A 20,269-nucleotide genomic window follows, 5' to 3' on the forward strand; every position below is an offset into this window, starting at 1 on the left:
ATGATATCGCGCTGGCATTTTTTATGGCTAAACTCTTCTTCTATCACGACGTAAGTGCAGTTGGCTGCTTTTTTACCCGAATTTCAAGATGACTATTACGGTTGTGGGGTTGTCTGATGACCTAGCACGGCATTTTGATCTAACTCGCTGATAGTGATTTGTGCCGTCATCTGTTGGCCGTTACGTAACAATAAGATAGGGATGGTGGTGCCGGGGCGGATTTCTGCTACCTGATCCATAGTTTCGATAACGGATGTCGCCGGTTTATTATTAACACTAAGGATGATATCGCCAATTTGCAGACCTGCATCTACTGCGGGGCCATGAGCTGATATGTCATTGACCTTAATCCCATGCACCCGATCCGTACTATTGCCGCTGGCATTGAAGGGCGGATATTCCTCGCCGGTAACTCCGATATAGCCACGTATCACTCGACCGTCACGGATAAGTTTCTCCATCACTTTGGTCGCAAGTGCTGTCGGAATCGCAAAACCAATCCCTTCCGGTGTTTCGCCGTTACTGCTCTTATCAAAGGACAGAGTGTTAATTCCCATCAGTTCGCCCAAGGTATTCACCAGCGCACCGCCAGAATTCCCCTGATTGATTGAAGCATCGGTCTGAAGGAAGTTTTGTCGCCCGGAATCACTTAAACCAATACGCCCAGTGGCGCTGATAATCCCTTGGGTGACGGTTTGGCCAAGGTTATAAGGGTTACCAATTGCCAGCACGACATCACCGATATGGGGGGCACGATTAATATTGATTGGAATTACTGGTAGGTTCACCGCATCAATTTTTAGTACCGCTAAATCAGTTAAGCCATCGGAACCCACGAGTAATGCCTCGGATACTCGGCCATTTTGTAGTGCCACAATTATCTGTTCAGCATTATTGATAACGTGCTTGTTGGTAAGGATATATCCCTTATCACTCATGATTACGCCAGAACCCAATGTACGAATAGCCAGTCCATCTTGTGTCGAGCTTAGGCTACGGTTATAGACATTAACCACCGCAGGGGCAGCTCTGCGTACCGCCTGGTTATAACTGGCTGGAGCCTCTTCATCTATGCTATTGCTCTTGCCGGAAAAGATATGGCCCGGACTACGGAGCATAGGTATTGCGACCAGCAAGACACCGGCAATAATTAGCCCCAAAATAATAGAACGCAATAGCTTAAGAAACATGAGGTTTAAGGCGTAAATGAATGGATGACAGGAGGATAGCATGAGTTTGGCGGACACAGCATTGTGCTGTGTCCGATTTTTCTGCAAATTAGCGTATTAACAGGTAAATATTCTCTTCACCGCGCACAATATTCAGTGCAATTACCGCCGGTTTCGCATCAAGGGCTTTGCGCAACTGAGTAATATCCTGAACCCGGACACGGTTTACAGCAATAATCACATCATCTTTCTGCAAACCAGATTGCGCTGCAGGTGAGCCTTTGGTCACGCTCTCAACTTTGATGCCCTTACTGCCCCCTTTTATTTCCCCATTGCTCAGGGATGCACCCTGCAATGATGGCGATAAGGTTTCTGCGCTAGTTGACGTTGGGCTGCTGTTTTCCAGGGTTACGGTGACTTCAAGCGGTTTCCCATCGCGCAGCATGCCAACTTTAATGGCTTTACCTGGCCCCGTGGTGCCCACTTTGGCCCGCAACTCAGCAAAGCTACTGATGGGTTTCCCATCAACAGAAACCAACACATCACCGGCTTTGATGCCTGCTTTAGATGCGGCTGATTTTGGTAGCACTTCACTGACAAAAGCACCACGCTGAGCATCAATATTAAAGGCTTTGGCCATGTCAGCGGTCATTTCGCTGCCACGAATGCCCAATAGCCCGCGCTTCACTTCGCCAAACTCAATCAATTGTTGGCTGAGGTTTTGCGCCATGTTACTTGGAATAGCAAAGCCGATACCGATGTTGCCGCCACCTGGGGCCAGAATTGCGGTGTTAATCCCAATCAATTCACCATTGAGGTTAACTAGCGCGCCGCCAGAGTTACCACGGTTGATGGAGGCGTCGGTCTGGATAAAGTTTTCCAACCCTTCCAAATTCAAGCCACTACGACCCAAGGCTGAAATAATCCCCGATGTTGCTGTTTGCCCCAGACCAAATGGATTACCGACAGCAACGGCAAAATCACCCACTCGCAGGTTATCGGAATCGGCCATTTTAATCGCGGTCAGATTTTTGGCATCGGTTAACTGCAATAACGCGATATCGGTTTGTTCATCACGTCCTAGCAGCTTCGCATCATATTCACGACCATCATTGAGCTGAACGCGAATTTTATCCGCATTATTGATAACGTGGTTGTTTGTCAGCACATAGCCTTTTTCGGCATTAATGATAACACCCGACCCTAACCCCTCGAATGGACGGCTGCTTTCTTTACCGGCGGGTGCATTCGGGCCAAAGAAGAATTTGAATTCTTCTGGCAAACGTTGCTGTTGTGCCTGTGTTCCTGACACATGAACACTGACTACCGCGGGCAAAACTTTTTCCAACATCGGTGCCAGGCTAGGGACTGCCTGCCCTGCTACTGCCGCTGGGAGAGCTGCTGCGTTCACCATTGGAACAGACGCGAGACCTAAGCCGACACTCAATGCCAGCGCACTAAGAAATAATGACTTTTTCTTCATTGATTTAAACTCTCTCAATACCTAACGGTGAATGAATAGGATGGATGGCTGTTACAGGCCCGTTGTAAATTAAGACTCTGGATTAGCTAAAAAATTCACTTATTTCAAAAGGCTACTGCTGTCCTAAATATAAGCATCCTAAGATATGGCTTGATATAAGGCTCGCTATGAAGCAATTCAAGGAGAGGTAAGTATAGAAGTGTAAATGTACTGACCACGGTAATGTGAGATACACCCCACCGTAGTCAGTATGATAGCTAAACGTGTGCTTAATCGCGGGTCTGATGCTCCGGGCGTAATAACCCCGATGCGCCTTCAGAGTAATCCCGAGGTGGCATTTTTACCGGTGCCTGATCATTATCTGCTTCAGATTCAGTCAGACGGTAGCGGAACGGGTTATCTTGCAGTGGCAAGTCCGGTAATAAGTTATTGGAGCTTTTCGCCATATGTTGGTAGAGCTGGCGATAGTCGCGAGCCATATTATCCAACAACTCAGCACTGCGGGCAAAATGCCCAACCAGTTCCTGACGGTATTCTTCCAAATCAGTTTTGCTTTTCTCCAGCTCATTTTGCAGCACTTGCTGCTGACGCAATTTGCGGTTGCCAAAGCGCATAGCCACCGCGCCAATCACGATACCAACAACCAACCCAATAAGCGCATACTCCCAGGTCATGATGACTCCTTTTTTGACTTCATTGTTCAGCAGGACTTTTTCACTTAATAATACCCACTATAACCGTTAACCTTGTCGGAGTGGAATCCTGATGCAACTTTGCTTATGGTTATCAGGCTTTCTTCGCAGTGGCAGTGTCGGTAAATGCGGCGATTGCCCGATAAATCAGCAACAAAGTCGCGCAAAAAGTAGATAACTATTTTATCAGGGATTGTTGATAAACATGCAACCAAGTACACCTACAGCACTTTACCAGCAGGCACTTGATGCTGGCGACTACCAACCTGATGAGGTACAACGGCGTGCTGTAGCACGGTTGGATAGGCTTTATCAGGAACTAAATCAACGCCAGAGTATAGCGCCGACCAGCACGAGTCTGCGCGGGCGGCTGAACCGTTTGATTGGGCGAGCTGTACCCCGGACCCCCATACGACCCGCCCAGGGGCTATATATGTGGGGCGGTGTTGGGCGGGGTAAAACCTGGCTGATGGATCTGTTTTTCCACAGCTTGCCGGGTGAGCGCAAGCTGCGACTGCATTTCCATCGTTGTATGCTACGGGTACATCAAGAACTGACTGAGCTGCAAGGTCATGAAAATCCGCTGGAGATTATTGCCGACGGTTTCAAAGCGCAGACTGATGTGCTGTGCTTTGATGAGTTTTTTGTCTCGGATATTACTGATGCCATGTTACTGGCGACATTGCTGGAGGCACTCTTTGCCAGAGGTATCACGTTGGTTACCACCTCCAATATTCCACCGGATAATTTGTATCATAACGGTTTACAGCGTGCCCGCTTCTTGCCAGCCATTGAATTGATTAAACAGTATTGTGATGTGATGAATGTCGATGCGGGGATTGATTACCGCCTGCGGACCCTGACTCAGGCAAATCTTTATCTGACGCCCTTGAATCCACAAACTGAACAGGCGATGGACGATATTTTTGTCAAACTGGCCGGTAAAGAGGGGGACCAAGCGCCGATACTGGAAGTAAATCATCGGCCATTGCCTGCTATTTGTTCAGCACAGGGTGTTCTGGCGGTAGATTTCCATACATTGTGTGAAGAAGCCCGCAGCCAGTTGGATTACATTGCGCTATCCAAACTCTATCACACGGTATTACTGCACAACGTCCACCGCATGGAGACGCGAGATGAGAATACGGCCAGGCGTTTTCTGGCACTCGTGGATGAGTTTTATGAACGGCGGGTAAAATTGATTATTGCGGCAGAAGTATCAATGTTCGATATTTATTGCGGTGAGCGCCTTAAATTCGAATATCAACGCTGTTTATCGCGGTTACAAGAGATGCAAAGTGAAGAGTATCTCTCTTTACCGCATCTGCCATAGGGATAATCTGCACGACCGTTATTCACTTCTGACCCGCTAAAATGCTATTCTGTGGTGGGCGATTTTCCTTCGCCCTAACTTAACATGTTTAATTTATACCTTTCTCGTCAAAAACAGTTCGATTTTTAACGTCGACTTCTCTATAATCTTGCGACCCCACGTTACAACAAAGTTTTTTTCCCAAAAACTTTGATAGTGCCGGCATTGGCTATTCGAAGGGGTAGGTTTGCTGGACTGATGGTCGTGTGAGCCTCAACTGTTTTTGAACGTTTGGGTGTTCACCAACGTGTAACTTATTAATTGGGTAAGCTTTTATAATGAAAACTTTCACAGCGAAACCAGAAACTGTAAAACGTGACTGGTATGTTGTTGACGCGAACGGTAAGACCTTAGGTCGCCTCGCTACTGAACTGGCTAGTCGCCTACGCGGCAAGCACAAGGCGGAATACACCCCGCACGTTGATACTGGTGATTACATCATCGTTCTGAACGCAGAAAAAGTTGCTGTAACCGGTAACAAGCGTACAGACAAGATTTATTACCGTCATACCGGCTACGTCGGTGGTATCAAACAAGCGACCTTTGAAGAGATGATTGCCCGCAGTCCTGAGCGTGTGATTGAAATCGCGGTTAAAGGCATGCTGCCGAAGGGTCCGCTGGGCCGTGCAATGTTTCGTAAACTTAAAGTTTACGCAGGTACTGAGCACAATCATGCGGCGCAGCAACCGCAAGTTCTGGACATTTAATCGGGATTATGGCAATGGCTGAAAATCAATACTACGGCACTGGTCGCCGCAAAAGTTCTGCTGCACGCGTTTTTCTTAAGCCGGGTAGCGGTAATATCGTTATTAACCAACGTAGCATCGAAGAGTACTTCGGTCGTGAAACTGGCCGTATGGTTGTTATGCAACCGCTCGTACTGCTAGATATGGTTAGCAAGTTTGACATGTACATCACTGTTAAAGGTGGTGGTATTTCTGGTCAAGCTGGTGCTATCCGTCACGGTATTACCCGTGCACTGATGGAATATGACGAGACTCTGCGCCCAGAACTGCGTAAAGCTGGCTTCGTAACGCGTGATGCGCGTGAAGTTGAGCGTAAGAAAGTGGGTCTGCGTAAAGCACGTCGCCGTCCACAGTTCTCCAAACGTTAATTTTTTGCCTTTATGGCATCAGATTAATGGCAAAAACCCGGTGTCTCACCGGGTTTTTTTATGCCTGAAAAACCACTTTCCATAGCATCACATATTATATTTTCGTTGCTAAACCGTTGTCTGATAAACAATTAATCACGAAATCGCAGCACCATCCCCACAAAACATGCAAAATCTGGTAAACTATCACCCACTTTTGTGCCTGTTCGGCGAACTGTTGGCGTCCGTGTATCTCCCTGGCTGAATAACTATCTCGACCAAGGCTTATTTACGGCAACAGCTGTCGAGATGACGAACCGGCGGTAAAACGACTCAGGATAGCAACCTAACCGTGGGCTATTCGCACTGTTTTCTAGATAATCTTGGAGGTTTTCATGGCTGTCGCTGCCAACAAACGTTCGGTAATGACGCTGTTTTCCGGCCCGACCGACATTTTTAGCCATCAAGTACGTATCGTACTGGCGGAGAAAGGTGTCAGTGTTGAGATTGAGCAGGTTGAAGCTGGTAATCTGCCGCAGGACCTGATTGACCTCAATCCCTACCAGACCGTTCCTACTTTGGTTGATCGCGAGTTAACATTGTATGAATCCCGTATCATCATGGAGTATTTGGATGAGCGTTTCCCTCATCCTCCATTGATGCCGGTATACCCTGTTGCACGTGGTAGCAGTCGTTTGATGATGAATCGCATCGAGAAAGACTGGTATTCCCTGATGCATAAGATCGAACAAGGTAATGCTCAGGAAGCTGAAGCAGCCCGCAAGCAGCTACGTGAAGCTCTGTTGTCTATCGCGCCGGTATTTAATGAAATGCCTTTCTTTATGAGCGAAGAATTCAGCCTGGTTGATTGCTATCTGGCTCCGCTGCTGTGGCGTTTACCTGTCTTAGGTATCGAGTTAACCGGTGCTGGCTCTAAAGAGTTGAAGGGTTATATGACACGTGTGTTTGAGCGTGATGCGTTCCTGGCTTCCCTGACTGAAGCTGAACGTGAAATGCACCTGAAAACCCGAGGTTAACTGTTATGGAGATGTCGGATATGTCTCCGCGCCGTCCCTATCTGTTGCGCGCATTTTACGAGTGGTTGATTGATAATCAACTGACTCCGCATCTGGTTGTGGATGTCACCCGGCCGGGTGTTTCGGTGCCGATGGAATTTGCCCGTGATGGGCAGATTGTATTGAATGTAGCACCGCGTGCCGTGGGTAATTTGGAGCTGGGTAACGAGGGTGTAAGTTTCAATGCCCGTTTCGGTGGCGTTCCTCGTCAAGTTACCGTGCCGATGGCTGCGGTAATGGCTATCTATGCGCGTGAAAACGGCTCTGGCACTATGTTTGAGCCTGAAGAAGCTTACGATTCTGATGCTGATGGCAATTTTGAGGCTTTCACAGAGGAAGGCAGCGAGACGGCACCGGCTGAGAACCTGACATTAGTCACTGGTGATACTCAGGTATCACAGGACGATAGTCATTCCCCGGATGATGAGCCACCAAAACCGCCACGTAGCGGTGGTCGCCCAGCATTACGGGTTGTTAAGTAACGAACAACACTGTTCTCTTGCACCAAGCGTTACCATACCCAATAAGGGCGGCATTAGCCGCCCTTATTATTTCTGCCAAATAACCAATAATTAAGACAGTTTTTTCAACTCAGCCAGACAACTATCACGTTGACTCATCATATCGCTATTTCTGATAGTCGATAAGGTATGAGATGCGCGCTGTTGGAAGCTGGCTTTGGCGGCACTGTCTTTGACATCTGCCGGTGCGGTACAAATATCTGATACTGTCAGTGTTTTACTGTCGCTCACCGCTTTTAGTACTGCGGCCGGGTTATAAATCAGTGCAGAAGAGAGTGCCGATTTCACCCCAGCAGTGAAATTCGCATTACCGGCATCGACCAGTTTAGGGGCCATGGCAATCCAGTTGTCATCACCCAGCTTAATATTATTTTCTACCGCAGGCAGTTGCCCCGCTTTTGCCAGCTCGGCTACCACAGCGCGCGCGCCACGCGCCTCAATATTATAACCAACTTCTTGATAATTCAAAGACATAGCCAATGCGCTGCTGCTGATCGCCAGCAAGCCGCCAGCAATAAAAAGTAAGTGAGATTTCATAACAGATAATCCTTTATTTAAAACAAGGCGTAATAATAAGGCTAGCCATGGGGTCAGGCCAAAAAACATAGATACAGAAAGTATAAGTACGGAAAGCATAAACCTATCGGAGCTCGGCCTTTACTATAGCGCTTCAGCTATAAATTGCTGCAAATAAGGTGGTTGAGATTGTTACAAAATCTTGAGTTGAAGTGGATGTGCGTGGAAAAAAAGCAGTAAAAAGGGCTGGATAACCAGCCCTCTAGTGTTAAGTCTATGGCAGGATACTTTTACTGTCAGACTTCCAGATAATTCATGATGCCATCTGCGGCTTTGCGGCCTTCGGCGATGGCTGTCACCACCAGATCAGAGCCACGGACGATATCGCCACCGGCAAAGATTTTCGGGTTACTAGTCTGAAACGCATTATCAGTGCTATCAGGGGCCACTACGCGGCCCTGCTTATCCAATGCCACGTCATGCGCCGCCAACCACTCCATGCTGTGTGGACGGAAGCCAAATGCCATTATGACTGCATCTGCTGGCAGCACATGTTCAGACCCTGGGATCTGCTCAGCCACGCTGCGGCCTTGTGCATCAGGTGCGCCCAGTTGGGTACGAACCATCTTCACACCACAGACGTTGCCGTTGTTGTTAACTTCGATGCTTAATGGTTGCAAGTTGAATTTAAACTCAACTCCTTCCTCACGGGCGTTTTTCACTTCCCGCTTGGAACCTGGCATGTTGACCTCATCACGACGATAGGCGCACACCACATCTGTTGCCCCTTGGCGAATCGATGAACGCACACAGTCCATTGCGGTATCACCGCCGCCCAACACCACGACACGCTTACCTTCCATATTGATATATGGCTCGTGGACGGTCGCATCAAAGCCCATCAACTGCTTGGTATTGGCAATCAGGTATGGCAGCGCATCATAGACACCCGAGGCATCTTCATTTGCCAGACCACCGCGCATCGATTGGTAAGTACCCACACCGAGGAACACCGCGTCATACTCCTTCAGCAGCGCATCCATGGTGATATCTTTACCGATTTCAGTATTGAGTTGGAATTCGATACCCATCTCGGAGAAGATTTTACGGCGCTTAATCATCACTTCTTTTTCCAGCTTAAAGGCTGGAATACCGAAGGTCAGCAAGCCGCCAATCTCTGGATGGCGGTCAAATACCACGGCTTGTACGCCGTTGCGTGCTAATACGTCGGCACAGGCCAGCCCGGCAGGGCCAGCACCGATCACCGCGACACGTTTACCGGTCGGGTGAACATGCGACATATCAGGCTTCCAGCCCATCTCAATGGCTTTATCGCTGATGTAGCGCTCGATGTTGCCGATAGTCACCGCACCGAATTCGTCGTTCAGGGTACAAGACCCTTCGCACAGACGGTCCTGTGGGCACACACGGCCACACACTTCCGGTAAGCTGTTGGTCTGGTGGGCCAGATCCGCCGCTTCCATGATGCGTCCTTCGTTGGCCAGTTTCAGCCAATTAGGAATGTAGTTATGAACCGGGCACTTCCATTCGCAATAAGGGTTACCACAAGACAGGCAGCGGTCTGCCTGTGCTTTGGCCTGGGTTTCCGAAAACGGCTCGTAAATCTCAACAAATTCAATTTTACGGATCTTCAGCGGCTTTTTTGGCGGATCTACGCGCTGTAGGTCGATAAACTGATAAACATTCTGACTCATTTCAACCCCTTACTGCGCTTGAACCCGCAGCTCGGCTGCGGAACGGCTACGGTGGCCCAACAGTGCTTTCACGTCGCTGGATTTCGGTTTAACCAAAGCAAATTTGGTCACCCACTCTGGCCAGTTAGCCAGAATTTCTTCGCCACGGCTAGAACCGGTCAACTGAACATGCTCAGTGATCAGCCCACGCAGATGCTCTTCATGGATTGCCAATTGATCAACATCCAGGACTTCCACCAGCTCAGGGTTAACACGTTTACGGAATTCACCATCTTCATCAAGAACATAAGCAAAACCGCCGGTCATACCAGCACCGAAGTTAATCCCAGTGCGACCCAGTACGCAGACAATACCACCAGTCATGTATTCACAACCGTTATCACCGATACCTTCAACAACGGTGATAGCCCCAGAGTTACGCACGGCGAAACGCTCACCTGCACGGCCTGCGGCGAATAATTTGCCGCCAGTCGCGCCATAGAGACAGGTGTTGCCGACAATGCTGGCCTCATGGCTGCGGAAGTTAGAGCCGACAGGAGGGCGCACTGCAATACGGCCACCGGCCATCCCTTTACCGACATAGTCGTTGGCATCACCGGTCAGGGTTAACTCAACGCCACCGGCATTCCAGACACCAAAGCTTTGACCGGCAGTACCGGAGAAATAAGCTTTGATGGGGTCGGTTGCCAGACCTTGATCACCATGTTTAGTGGCAATCGCGCCCGACAGCGCGGCACCTACGGAACGGTCAGTATTACGGATATCGAAGTAGAACGTCTTGCTGTGTTTCGCTTCAATGTGCGGTTCAGCTTGCGACAGTAACTCTTTGTTCAGTATGCCTTTATCGAACGGAGGGTTACTTTCGGTACAATATAGTGCCTTACCCGGATGTGGCGTAGCGGTTTTCAGCATCGGCGACAGGTCCAGTTTATTCTGTTTGGCTGAGATGCCATCCAGCTCCAGCAGCATGTCAGTACGACCAATTAAATCAACCAGTTGGCTTACACCCAACTCAGCCATGATTTCACGGGTTTCCCGCGCGATAAACTGGAAGTAGTTAACCACCCTTTCAGGCAAGCCGTGATAATGGTCACGACGCAGTTTTTCATCCTGAGTTGCTACACCGGTGGCGCAGTTATTCAGGTGGCAAATACGTAAGTATTTACAACCGAGTGCCACCATAGGCCCGGTACCGAAGCCGAAGCTTTCTGCACCCAGAATCGCGGCTTTAACAATATCGACGCCGGTTTTCAAGCCACCATCCACTTGTAGACGGATTTTATGGCGCAGGCCGTTGGCAACCAGCGCTTGTTGCGTTTCAACTAATCCCAGCTCCCACGGGCAACCGGCATATTTCACTGAAGAGAGCGGGCTGGCACCGGTACCACCGTCGTACCCAGCAATGGTAATCAGGTCGGCATAAGCTTTCGCTACACCGGTAGCAATGGTACCCACGCCCGGCTCAGATACCAGTTTCACCGAAATCAAAGCTTTCGGATTGACCTGTTTCAAGTCGAAAATGAGCTGTGCCAGGTCTTCGATTGAGTAAATATCATGGTGCGGTGGTGGGGAGATCAATGTTACTCCCGGTACGGAATAGCGCAGTTTGGCGATATAGGGTGTGACTTTATCACCTGGTAACTGGCCGCCTTCACCCGGTTTTGCACCTTGTGCCACTTTGATCTGGATAACATCGGCATTTACCAGATACGCCGGTGTCACACCGAAACGACCAGAGGCCACCTGCTTAATACGAGAAACTTTATTCGTACCGTAACGGGCCGGATCTTCGCCACCTTCACCGGAGTTAGAGAAGCCACCCAGACTGTTCATGGCGATAGCCAATGATTCATGGGCCTCCGGGCTAAGTGCGCCGATAGACATTGCCGCCGTATCAAAGCGAGTAAACAGTGATTCAGCCGGTTCCACTTGATCCACCGGGATCGGGGTGCCTTGCGGTTTAATGGCTAACAGATCACGCAGTGTGGCAATCGGGCGCTCATTAACCAGCTTGGCATAAACCTGATAATCGCTGTATTCACCACTGTGAACCGCTTTTTGTAAGGTGCTGACCACATCCGGGTTATACGCATGGTATTCGCCGTTGTGAACAAACTTCAATAAACCGCCCTGATCCAACGGCTTGCGTTTCAGCCAGGCACGTTTAGACAGATTTTGCAGATCCTGTTGGAAATCACTGAAGCTAGCTCCACCGATACGACTGACCACGCCCTGGAAACAGAGATTAGACAAATCACGATGCAGGCCAACCGCTTCAAACAGCTTGGCACAGCGGTAAGAGGCCACAGTTGAAATGCCCATTTTGGACATAATTTTGTATAGGCCCTTGTTGATCCCATTACGATAGTTAAGCATCACATCGCGATACTTCTTATCAATCGCTTGGCTATCAACCAATTTAGCCAATGATTCATAAGCTAAATAAGGGTAAATCGCAGTCGCACCAAAACCGAGCAGCACGGCGAAGTGATGCGGGTCGCGGGCACTGGCAGTTTCAACAATAATGTTGGCGTCGCAGCGTAGATTTTTCTCAACCAGGCGGGTCTGGATAGCGCCGACAGCCATTGGTGCGGGTACCGGCAGGCGGTTAGGGGCGATGGCACGATCAGACAGTACCAGCATCACGGCACCGTCACGGACTTTGCGCTCTGCTTCTTCACATAATCTCAGAACTGCTTGTTCCAGGTCAGTTTCGGCAGGGTCAAAGGTCAAATCCACACGATCAGCACGATAATGTTCCCCTTCCAACGTGGTTAACTGTTGGAAATCAGAGAACAACAGGATCGGCGATTTAAAGCTCAGCCGGTGCGCCTGACCTTCTGCTTCGCAGAACACGTTCATTTCACGACCGATACTGGTCGCCAGTGACATAACGTGTGCTTCACGCAGTGGATCGATGGGCGGGTTGGTGACCTGCGCAAATTGCTGGCGGAAGTAATCGTAAATAATACGTGGGCCGCTGGATAGCACCGCAAATGGGGTATCATCGCCCATTGAGCCGGTGGCTTCCTGACCAATTTCACCCAGCACACGGATGACTTGGTCCAGCTCTTCACTGCTGTAACCAAATTGCTTCTGGTAGGTTTCCAGTGTCGAATCATCTAACTGACGGCTGCCCACCTGATCTTCTGGCAGATCTTCGAACGGCACCAGACGCTTAACGTTCTTCTCCATCCACTCTTTATACGGGTGGCGGCTTTTCAGATCGTTATCCGTTTCGGCTGAATGGAGGATCTTACCGCTGCGGGTATCGATCACCATCAGTTCACCGGGGCCGACGCGACCTTTTTCAATCACTTCATCGGGCTGATAATCCCAGATGCCCACTTCAGAAGCACAAGTGATCAGCTTATCTTTGGTGATAACGTAGCGCGCAGGGCGCAAGCCATTACGATCAAGGTTACAAGCGGCATAACGGCCATCTGACATCACAATCCCGGCCGGGCCATCCCACGGCTCCATATGCATGGAGTTGAAGTCAAAGAAGGCGCGCAGGTCGGTATCCATATCTGGGTTGTTCTGCCAGGCCGGTGGCACTAACAGACGCATGGCACGAATCAAGTCCATACCGCCACTGAGGAACAGTTCCAACATGTTATCCAGTGAACTGGAGTCAGAACCGGTCTCATTGACGAAAGGAGCCGCATCCTGCAAATCCGGGATTAATGGCGTTTTGAATTTATAAGCACGTGCACGCGCCCATTGGCGGTTACCGGCGATGGTATTGATTTCGCCGTTGTGGGCCAGATAACGGAACGGCTGAGCCAGTGGCCAGCGTGGCACGGTATTGGTTGAGAAGCGCTGGTGGAACAGGCAGATTGCCGACTCCATGCGCAAATCAGCCAAATCAAGATAGAAGCGCGGTAGATCCGCAGGCATGCACAAGCCTTTATAGATCGTCACCAGATTAGAGAAACTACATACGTAGAAATCTTTATCTTCTGAAATACGCTTTTCGATACGGCGACGCGCCACAAACAGGCGGCGTTCCATATCACGTGGACGCCAGCCAGCAGGGGCGTTCACAAAAATTTGTTCAATCCGAGGCAGGGAGGAGAGGGCAATTTCACCGAGAACATCCGGGTTGGTCGGCACTTCACGCCAGCCGATAATCGACAGCGTTTCGTTTTGCAATTCTTCTTCTACAATGCGGCGGCTTGCCTTGGCGAGTTCTTCGTCCTGACTGAGAAACATCATGCCTACGGCATAGTTTTTGGCCAAACGCCATCCGCGTTCTTCAGCGACCATCCGGAAAAAACGATCCGGTTTTTGTAACAACAAGCCACAACCGTCGCCGGTCTTGCCATCAGCAAGTATCGCGCCACGGTGTTGCATGCGGGCCAGTGCGTGTATAGCGGTACGCACTACCTTATGGCTAGGTTCGCCTTCTATGTGGGCGATTAGGCCGAAACCACAGTTGTCCCTCTCAAGGGATTTATCGTACAACATATCAGTGAACCTCCCCAGGCTCTGCGAGACTCTCACAAACCGACTCCAGAAGGACATGGTTACATCAGGCGGGGTGGGCTGAGAGCCGCGTATTTCGCGACAAATCTGCTTTTCCGCCCTCTGCCAATGGCCTCTTGTGACGGTTCTCACAAGTGGTATAAGACTTGTTTTAAGAGGGAGTCTTAAATTACTGCATAATTATGACTAGACGTTTGCCCGTCTAGAAAGCTTCCAGCGGACCTCCAACTTAGCGAGAAAGAATACTCAGGTCAAATATAGGCTTAAGATATATCTTTAAGGTAATAAATGGGGTTATCACAATGAAAAATATATATTTATTGGTACTTTTAACCCATCTCATACTCAATGAGATAGGCGTGAAATTGTGAGCTGTCTCACTATAGTGCAATCGACAAATCTCTGCACCATGCTAGTGCTGGCGGGGATGTTAGAATTAAACTCTGCTATTTAAATATTTATTGGTTTATTAAACTATTTTTCACTGAATTGTAATAGAAGCGCTAACAGGTTGGTGGAAATAAGAAAATTTAATCATTGGTCAAGTGATTTTATTTGCATTTATAATGAATGGTTATGCGAGGTTGCACCCAAGGGCGTGGGAGTTGATCTCTGTCATCGCGAATTGCATCGCTAGCGGGTAGCCTTAAGCTCTTTTTGACAGGCAGTGCCAAGATTATGCAGTTGCAGAAATTAGTCAATATGTTTGGTGCGGATTTACAGCGCCGTTACGGTGAAAAAGTGCATAAACTCACGTTGCACGGCGGGTTTAGTTGCCCTAATCGTGATGGAACACTCGGTCGAGGGGGCTGTACCTTTTGTCAGGTGGCTTCATTTGCCGATGAGAACATGCAGCAACAGAGTATTGCGCAGCAGCTAGCGGCGCAGGCAAAAAAAACTAATCGGGCAAAACGTTACCTGGCCTACTTCCAGGCCTATACCAGTACTTATGCAGAGGTTAATGCTTTAGCTGTGATGTATGAACAGGCTTTAGCCGAAGCTGACATTGTCGGTTTGTGTGTGGGAACCCGGCCCGATTGTGTCCCGGATGCGGTATTGGATTTATTGAGTGGTTATCACCAGCAAGGTTATGAAGTCTGGCTAGAGTTGGGGCTACAGACCGCTAATGATAAAACGCTCAAGCGTATTAACCGTGGGCATGATTTCGCCTGTTATCAGCAAACAGCCCGCCGCGCCCGTGCCCGTGGGCTGAAAGTATGCTGTCATTTGATTGTCGGCTTACCCAGCGAAGATAAGCCACAGAATATGGCAACGCTAGAACAAGTGGTGGCAACCGGTGTTGATGGGTTAAAACTGCATCCGCTCCATATCGTGGAAGGTAGCACGATGGGAAAAGCATGGCGGGCAGGGCGGTTGGCGGAACTGGCGTTGGAACAATATGTTGTGACTGCGGGTGAAATGATCCGCCATACTCCAGCGCAGATTGTCTATCATCGGATCTCTGCCAGTGCGCGCAGACCCACGTTGTTGGCCCCGTTGTGGTGCGAGAATCGCTGGACCGGTATGAATGAGCTGAATAATTATATGCTTGCCCATGGCGGGCAGGCCTCTGCTTTATGACCGGCTACTGCGCGTCGCCATACTGAGATTGTGCAGTGCTCAAAATCCTCACGTACTGCGTGTACGCTCCGGTTTTTCCGCGCTGTACGCACTCAGTCTGGCTTAGCTCGCTACGCCGTAAGTTTTGACCCCCGCCTTATTTTGGCTATGCCTACCGTTTATTGGTAGATAATCAGTTTGTTTCCCAATCTCTCACCGTGATTTGCAATCTTTTCCACACTTCTAAGCAAGCCATCTTATCTCTTGGCGGTTTTACGGTATGATTTATACCCTTCGTCCTTGAAGCTACAGAGTTGTTAGCTGCGCTCGCTCACCCGAATCACTTACTTGTAGTTGACCCTACATGAAAAAGCTTATCGGGATTCGCTTGCTGGCTGCCTACCTGCAACTCCAATGACTTTGGGTGTAGATTCCAAGGCATATTCAGAAACACTGACAGGGGTTGCTATGAAGCAAATCAGGGTATTAGCCCAGTACTACGTTGATTTAATGGTTAAGTTAGGACTGGTTCGCTTCTCACTGCTACTGGCCTCTGTGCTGGTGTTACTGGCCATGGTGGTGCAGATGGCGGTGACGTTGGTGCTGAGTGGCTCTGTTGAAACCCTCGATCTGGTACGTTCCATTTTCTTTGGTTTGTTGATTACGCCTTGGGCAGTCTATTTCTTGTCGGTAGTGGTTGAGCAATTGGAAGAGTCGCGCCAGCGCTTATCGCGTCTGGTTGAAAAGCTTGAAGTGATGCGTTATCGCGATTTAGAGCTGAATAAACAACTGACCGAAAATATTGCTCAACTCAATCAGGAAATTGTTGAGCGTGAAAAAGCGGAAAAAGCGCACCTACAAGTGGTTGATAAACTAAAAGAAGAGATGGGGCACCGTGAGCAGGCGCAGGTTGAGCTGGGGCAGCAGTCGGCGTTATTGCGATCCTTTTTGGATGCGTCGCCAGATCTGGTTTATTACCGCAATGAAGATAATGAGTTCTCTGGCTGCAACCGGGCGATGGAGCTGTTGACGGGCAAGAGTGAGAAACAGCTGGTTGGGCTGACGCCCAAAGATGTCTATGCGCCGGATATCGCCGAAAAAGTGATGGAAACCGACGAGAAAGTCTTCCGCCATAACGTCTCTCTTACCTATGAGCAGTGGCTGGTTTATCCCGATGGCCGCAAAGCCTGCTTTGAACTGCGTAAAGTGCCCTTTTATGATCGTGTTGGTAAACGGCACGGATTGATGGGGTTTGGGCGTGATATAACCGAGCGTAAGCGCTATCAGGATGCGCTGGAGAACGCCAGTAGGGATAAGACTACCTTCATCTCAACAATCAGCCACGAGCTGCGTACGCCGCTTAATGGCATTGTTGGCCTAAGCCGTATCCTGCTTGATACCGAATTAGACAGCGAACAGCTAAAGTATCTGAAAACCATTCATGTCAGTGCTATTACTCTTGGGAATATCTTCAACGATATTATTGAGATGGATAAATTGGAAAGGCGTAAAGTCCAGCTTGATAATCAGCCAATTGATTTTACAGGTTTTATGGCAGATCTTGAGAACCTTTCGGGCCTGTTGGTTCAGCCAAAAGGGTTGAAGTTCATTATGGAACCGCAATTGCCGCTGCCGGAGAAAGTGATTACCGATGGCACCCGCTTGCGCCAGATTCTGTGGAACTTAATCGGCAATGCCGTGAAATTTACTCAGCAAGGTAAAATTGTGGTGCGGGTACGGCGTGAGGGGAGTGACCGTTTGATCTTTGAAGTAGAAGATTCAGGTATGGGCATCCCCGAAGATGAACAGGATAAGATTTTCGCCATGTATTATCAGGTGAAAGATCGCAATGGTGGCCGCCCGGCAACCGGTACTGGCATTGGTCTGGCGGTATCTAAACGCTTGGCACAAAGCATGGGGGGCGATATTACGGTGAAAAGTACCCAAGGGGCCGGTTCATGCTTTACCTTGACCATTAAAGCACCTGCGGTGCAGCAAGCCGCGAGTGTGCCATCAGGCGATGACATACCTCTGCCTGCGTTGCATGTATTGCTGGTGGAAGATATCGAGCTGAACGTCATTGTCGCGCGCTCGGTATTGGAGAAATTAGGCAACAGCGTTGAGGTGGCAATGAATGGCCATGATGCACTGGCGATGTTTAAACCTGATGATTTTGATTTAGTGCTGTTGGATATCCAGTTGCCGGATATGAGCGGGTTGGACATTGCGCGCCAAATTCGGGCGGAATATGTGGCAGAGTCATTACCACCACTGGTGGCATTGACCGCCAACGTACTTAAAGACAAAAAAGAGTATTTAGATGCTGGGATGGATGACGTGCTGAGCAAGCCGTTGTCAGTTCCTGCGCTCACGGCGATGATTAAGCAATTTTGGGATCATAAGCCCTCAACCTCGGCGAAAAAACAGGAGCATAAAGTGATGCAAACCCATGAATCGTTACTTGATACTGCAATGCTGGAGCAATACATCGATTTGGTTGGCCCACAATTAATTCATCAAAGCCTGGAAATGTTTGAACAGATGATGCCCAGCTATTTGTCGGTGTTGGACTCAAACATGACGGCACGGGACCAAAAGGGTATTACCGAAGAGGCGCATAAGATTAAAGGTGCTGCCGGTTCTGTCGGTTTGCGTCATATCCAGCAGCTTGCACAGCAGATCCAAACCCCGACACTGCCAGCATGGTGGGATAACGTGCAAGATTGGGTCGATGAATTAAAATTAGAATGGCGCAATGATGTGCAGGTGTTACGTGAGTGGGCGGCGGAAGCTGAAAAAAAATAACCCCGACCGAGGCCGGGGTGCGCGAATACTGCGCCAACACCAGGGAAATCGTCAACCTGCGATACTCGTCATACTTCAAGTTACATGTGCGTTGGCTGATTTCATTCACCCCAGTCACTTACTTATGTAAGCCGCTGGGGATTCGCTCAGTTACCGCCTTCCAGTAATTCGAAATACTTAGGGTATATTATTTCGATTTCGAGTGGATTCGCAGGTTGTAAGGATTCTTCCATACATCATACAAGCAACAACATAGCAAATGTAAGCGCTCTTGTTACAAGATTCATTAAAATTTGTGATAGAGATTCGTCTTTGTCACTAGAACGGGTTAAGCGATTGACAGAGTAAGAAAAGGAGAGGTGTGATGAAAACGGTCGGTGTAGTGCTTAGTGGATGTGGGGTATTTGACGGTGCTGAGATACATGAGTCTGTCTTAACAATCCTGGCATTAGATCGTGCGGGCGCAAGTGTTTTGTTCTTCGCCCCCGATAAACCACAACTGCATGTTATTAATCATGTTACCGGCGAAGAAATGGTCGAGAAACGGAATGTGTTAGTGGAGTCGGCGCGCATTACTCGCGGCCAGATTAAGCCTCTTTCTTTAGCCAATTCAGAGCAATTGGATGCCTTGATTGTACCCGGTGGTTTTGGTGCCGCAAAGAACCTCTGCGATTTTGCAACTCAAGGTTCTGAATGTGTTATTGACCCAGATTTATATAAACTTATTCAATCAATGCATAAGTCAGGTAAACCAATTGGTTTTATGTGTATTGCGCCAGTGATGTTGCCAAAACTGTTGGGTAAACCGATCCGTCTGACAATTGGTAACGATCCCGATACTATTGATGCAATTGAAGTTATGGGTGGAGAGCATGTTATTTGCCCTGCCGATGACGTGGTGGTCGATGCTGAGAATAAAGTGGTCACCACACCTGCCTATATGTTGGCAACATCAATTTCTGAAGCGGCTAAAGGGATTGATAAGTTGGTAACTAAGGTACTGGATTTAACCGAATGACGTTAGCCAGACGCAGATTAAACCAGCTATGGTATTGGGGAAAACGGGGCGTGATCGGCATCGTCACACTGTGGTTGGCGGGCATTTTGATTTTCGCTTTTTTGCCGGTCCCTTTTTCCATGGTGATGATCGAAAGGCAACTGGGCGCCTGGTTGACCGGTGATTTTTCCTATGTAGCGCACTCTGACTGGGTGCCGATGGATGAAATTTCGCCTTACATGGCGCTAGCAGTGATGGCGGCTGAGGATCAAAAATTCCCCGAGCATTGGGGATTTGATGTGGGTGCTATCGAATCGGCACTCTCCCATAATCAGCGCAATCAAAATCGTATCCGAGGTGCCTCGACTTTGTCACAGCAAACAGCGAAAAATCTGTTTCTTTGGGACGGGCGTAGCTGGGTGCGAAAAGGGTTGGAAGTGGGATTGACCGCCGGTATCGAACTGATATGGACCAAGCGCCGTATTCTGACGGTGTATCTCAATATTGCCGAGTTTGGTGAGGGCATTTTTGGTGTGGAAGCCGCTGCACGCCATTTCTTTAATAAACCCGCCAGTAAATTGAGTGCTTCAGAAGCCGCCTTGCTGGCAGCGGTCCTGCCTAATCCACTGCGTTTTAAGGTTAATGCGCCATCAGGTTATGTTATTTCCCGCCAGCAGTGGATTTTACGCCAGATGCGGCAGTTGGGTGGGAAAGACTTCATACAGGCGAATGATTTAGATTAATGGCTTGATGTTTTGGATAGCTAAAAATGGGCCTGGATT

Annotated in this window: 15 protein-coding genes; 9 read left to right on the forward strand and 6 right to left on the reverse strand. The window is 49.0% G+C overall.

From position 1 onward, the window contains the following. Positions 1-95 precede the first annotated feature (95 nt). The 3 genes from degS to zapG form a co-directional block, all read right to left on the reverse strand. The gene (gene degS, locus V2A84_RS21510; protein ID WP_083164037.1) at positions 96-1,190 is read right to left on the reverse strand and encodes an outer membrane-stress sensor serine endopeptidase DegS; all 1,095 of its coding nucleotides are present in this window, start codon (positions 1,188-1,190) and stop codon (positions 96-98) included. Between the two features lie 88 nt (positions 1,191-1,278). Next, positions 1,279-2,652 carry a serine endoprotease DegQ gene (degQ, locus tag V2A84_RS21515; RefSeq protein WP_083162284.1) on the reverse strand — a complete coding sequence of 458 codons (1,374 nt, stop codon included), beginning with the start codon at positions 2,650-2,652 and terminating at the stop codon, positions 1,279-1,281. Between the two features lie 269 nt (positions 2,653-2,921). Further along, positions 2,922-3,326, reverse strand: a complete 405-nt coding sequence (gene zapG, locus V2A84_RS21520; RefSeq protein ID WP_004714934.1) for a Z-ring associated protein ZapG — start codon at positions 3,324-3,326, stop codon at positions 2,922-2,924. Positions 3,327-3,549: 223 nt separating this feature from the next. On the opposite strand from zapG, the gene zapE reads away from it, so the two are divergent. The 5 genes from zapE to sspB all read left to right on the forward strand — a co-directional run bounded on the left by zapE (position 3,550) and on the right by sspB (position 7,367). Further along, a complete protein-coding gene (zapE, locus tag V2A84_RS21525; protein ID WP_083162286.1) occupies positions 3,550-4,677 on the forward strand; it encodes a cell division protein ZapE in 1,128 nt (375 codons plus the stop codon). 317 nt (positions 4,678-4,994) lie between these two features. After that, positions 4,995-5,423: a 50S ribosomal protein L13 gene (rplM, locus tag V2A84_RS21530; RefSeq protein WP_049612536.1), complete on the forward strand. Its 429-nt coding sequence runs from the start codon at positions 4,995-4,997 to the stop codon at positions 5,421-5,423. Positions 5,424-5,437: 14 nt separating this feature from the next. Next, the gene (gene rpsI, locus V2A84_RS21535; protein WP_049612534.1) at positions 5,438-5,830 is read left to right on the forward strand and encodes a 30S ribosomal protein S9; all 393 of its coding nucleotides are present in this window, start codon (positions 5,438-5,440) and stop codon (positions 5,828-5,830) included. Between the two features lie 374 nt (positions 5,831-6,204). Next, positions 6,205-6,846 carry a stringent starvation protein SspA gene (gene sspA / locus V2A84_RS21540; protein ID WP_083162288.1) on the forward strand — a complete coding sequence of 214 codons (642 nt, stop codon included), beginning with the start codon at positions 6,205-6,207 and terminating at the stop codon, positions 6,844-6,846. A gap of 5 nt (positions 6,847-6,851) precedes the next feature. After that, the gene (sspB, locus tag V2A84_RS21545; protein WP_083162290.1) at positions 6,852-7,367 is read left to right on the forward strand and encodes a ClpXP protease specificity-enhancing factor; all 516 of its coding nucleotides are present in this window, start codon (positions 6,852-6,854) and stop codon (positions 7,365-7,367) included. 90 nt (positions 7,368-7,457) lie between these two features. Here sspB and V2A84_RS21550 read toward each other — a convergent pair whose 3' ends face one another. The 3 genes from V2A84_RS21550 to gltB all read right to left on the reverse strand — a co-directional run bounded on the left by V2A84_RS21550 (position 7,458) and on the right by gltB (position 14,107). Further along, positions 7,458-7,943: a hypothetical protein gene (locus V2A84_RS21550; protein ID WP_083162292.1), complete on the reverse strand. Its 486-nt coding sequence runs from the start codon at positions 7,941-7,943 to the stop codon at positions 7,458-7,460. Positions 7,944-8,218: 275 nt separating this feature from the next. Further along, a complete protein-coding gene (locus V2A84_RS21555; RefSeq protein WP_083162294.1) occupies positions 8,219-9,637 on the reverse strand; it encodes a glutamate synthase small subunit in 1,419 nt (472 codons plus the stop codon). Between the two features lie 9 nt (positions 9,638-9,646). Further along, positions 9,647-14,107 (reverse strand): glutamate synthase large subunit, encoded by a 4,461-nt coding sequence (gene gltB, locus V2A84_RS21560; RefSeq protein ID WP_083162296.1) that lies wholly within the window; start codon positions 14,105-14,107, stop codon positions 9,647-9,649. Positions 14,108-14,803: 696 nt separating this feature from the next. On the opposite strand from gltB, the gene V2A84_RS21565 reads away from it, so the two are divergent. The 4 genes from V2A84_RS21565 to mtgA all read left to right on the forward strand — a co-directional run bounded on the left by V2A84_RS21565 (position 14,804) and on the right by mtgA (position 20,230). Further along, the gene (locus V2A84_RS21565; protein WP_083162298.1) at positions 14,804-15,706 is read left to right on the forward strand and encodes a TIGR01212 family radical SAM protein; all 903 of its coding nucleotides are present in this window, start codon (positions 14,804-14,806) and stop codon (positions 15,704-15,706) included. 447 nt (positions 15,707-16,153) lie between these two features. After that, the gene (arcB, locus tag V2A84_RS21570; RefSeq protein WP_083162300.1) at positions 16,154-18,490 is read left to right on the forward strand and encodes an aerobic respiration two-component sensor histidine kinase ArcB; all 2,337 of its coding nucleotides are present in this window, start codon (positions 16,154-16,156) and stop codon (positions 18,488-18,490) included. 364 nt (positions 18,491-18,854) lie between these two features. Continuing rightward, positions 18,855-19,508 carry an isoprenoid biosynthesis glyoxalase ElbB gene (gene elbB, locus V2A84_RS21575; RefSeq protein WP_083162302.1) on the forward strand — a complete coding sequence of 218 codons (654 nt, stop codon included), beginning with the start codon at positions 18,855-18,857 and terminating at the stop codon, positions 19,506-19,508. Next, positions 19,505-20,230, forward strand: a complete 726-nt coding sequence (mtgA, locus tag V2A84_RS21580; RefSeq protein ID WP_083162304.1) for a monofunctional biosynthetic peptidoglycan transglycosylase — start codon at positions 19,505-19,507, stop codon at positions 20,228-20,230. Before elbB ends, mtgA begins: the two co-directional genes overlap by 4 nt. Positions 20,231-20,269: the final 39 nt, after the last annotated feature.

The sequence above is a fragment of the Yersinia sp. 2553 StPb PI genome (genome assembly GCF_052217105.1).
GTDB classification, from domain to species: domain Bacteria; phylum Pseudomonadota; class Gammaproteobacteria; order Enterobacterales; family Enterobacteriaceae; genus Yersinia; species Yersinia enterocolitica_E.

What these genes read in the sequence shown, in the direction of transcription:
- rpsI (WP_049612534.1), top strand. Translation starts at nt 5,438, where the DNA reads ATGGCTGAAAATCAATACTACGGCACTGGTCGCCGCAAAAGTTCTGCT.
- V2A84_RS21550 (WP_083162292.1), bottom strand. Translation starts at nt 7,943, where the DNA reads ATGAAATCTCACTTACTTTTTATTGCTGGCGGCTTGCTGGCGATCAGC.
- arcB (WP_083162300.1), top strand. Translation starts at nt 16,154, where the DNA reads ATGAAGCAAATCAGGGTATTAGCCCAGTACTACGTTGATTTAATGGTT.
- degS (WP_083164037.1), bottom strand. Translation starts at nt 1,190, where the DNA reads ATGTTTCTTAAGCTATTGCGTTCTATTATTTTGGGGCTAATTATTGCC.
- V2A84_RS21555 (WP_083162294.1), bottom strand. Translation starts at nt 9,637, where the DNA reads ATGAGTCAGAATGTTTATCAGTTTATCGACCTACAGCGCGTAGATCCG.
- mtgA (WP_083162304.1), top strand. Translation starts at nt 19,505, where the DNA reads ATGACGTTAGCCAGACGCAGATTAAACCAGCTATGGTATTGGGGAAAA.
- gltB (WP_083162296.1), bottom strand. Translation starts at nt 14,107, where the DNA reads ATGTTGTACGATAAATCCCTTGAGAGGGACAACTGTGGTTTCGGCCTA.
- rplM (WP_049612536.1), top strand. Translation starts at nt 4,995, where the DNA reads ATGAAAACTTTCACAGCGAAACCAGAAACTGTAAAACGTGACTGGTAT.
- zapG (WP_004714934.1), bottom strand. Translation starts at nt 3,326, where the DNA reads ATGACCTGGGAGTATGCGCTTATTGGGTTGGTTGTTGGTATCGTGATT.
- zapE (WP_083162286.1), top strand. Translation starts at nt 3,550, where the DNA reads ATGCAACCAAGTACACCTACAGCACTTTACCAGCAGGCACTTGATGCT.
- elbB (WP_083162302.1), top strand. Translation starts at nt 18,855, where the DNA reads ATGAAAACGGTCGGTGTAGTGCTTAGTGGATGTGGGGTATTTGACGGT.
- sspB (WP_083162290.1), top strand. Translation starts at nt 6,852, where the DNA reads ATGGAGATGTCGGATATGTCTCCGCGCCGTCCCTATCTGTTGCGCGCA.
- degQ (WP_083162284.1), bottom strand. Translation starts at nt 2,652, where the DNA reads ATGAAGAAAAAGTCATTATTTCTTAGTGCGCTGGCATTGAGTGTCGGC.
- V2A84_RS21565 (WP_083162298.1), top strand. Translation starts at nt 14,804, where the DNA reads ATGCAGTTGCAGAAATTAGTCAATATGTTTGGTGCGGATTTACAGCGC.
- sspA (WP_083162288.1), top strand. Translation starts at nt 6,205, where the DNA reads ATGGCTGTCGCTGCCAACAAACGTTCGGTAATGACGCTGTTTTCCGGC.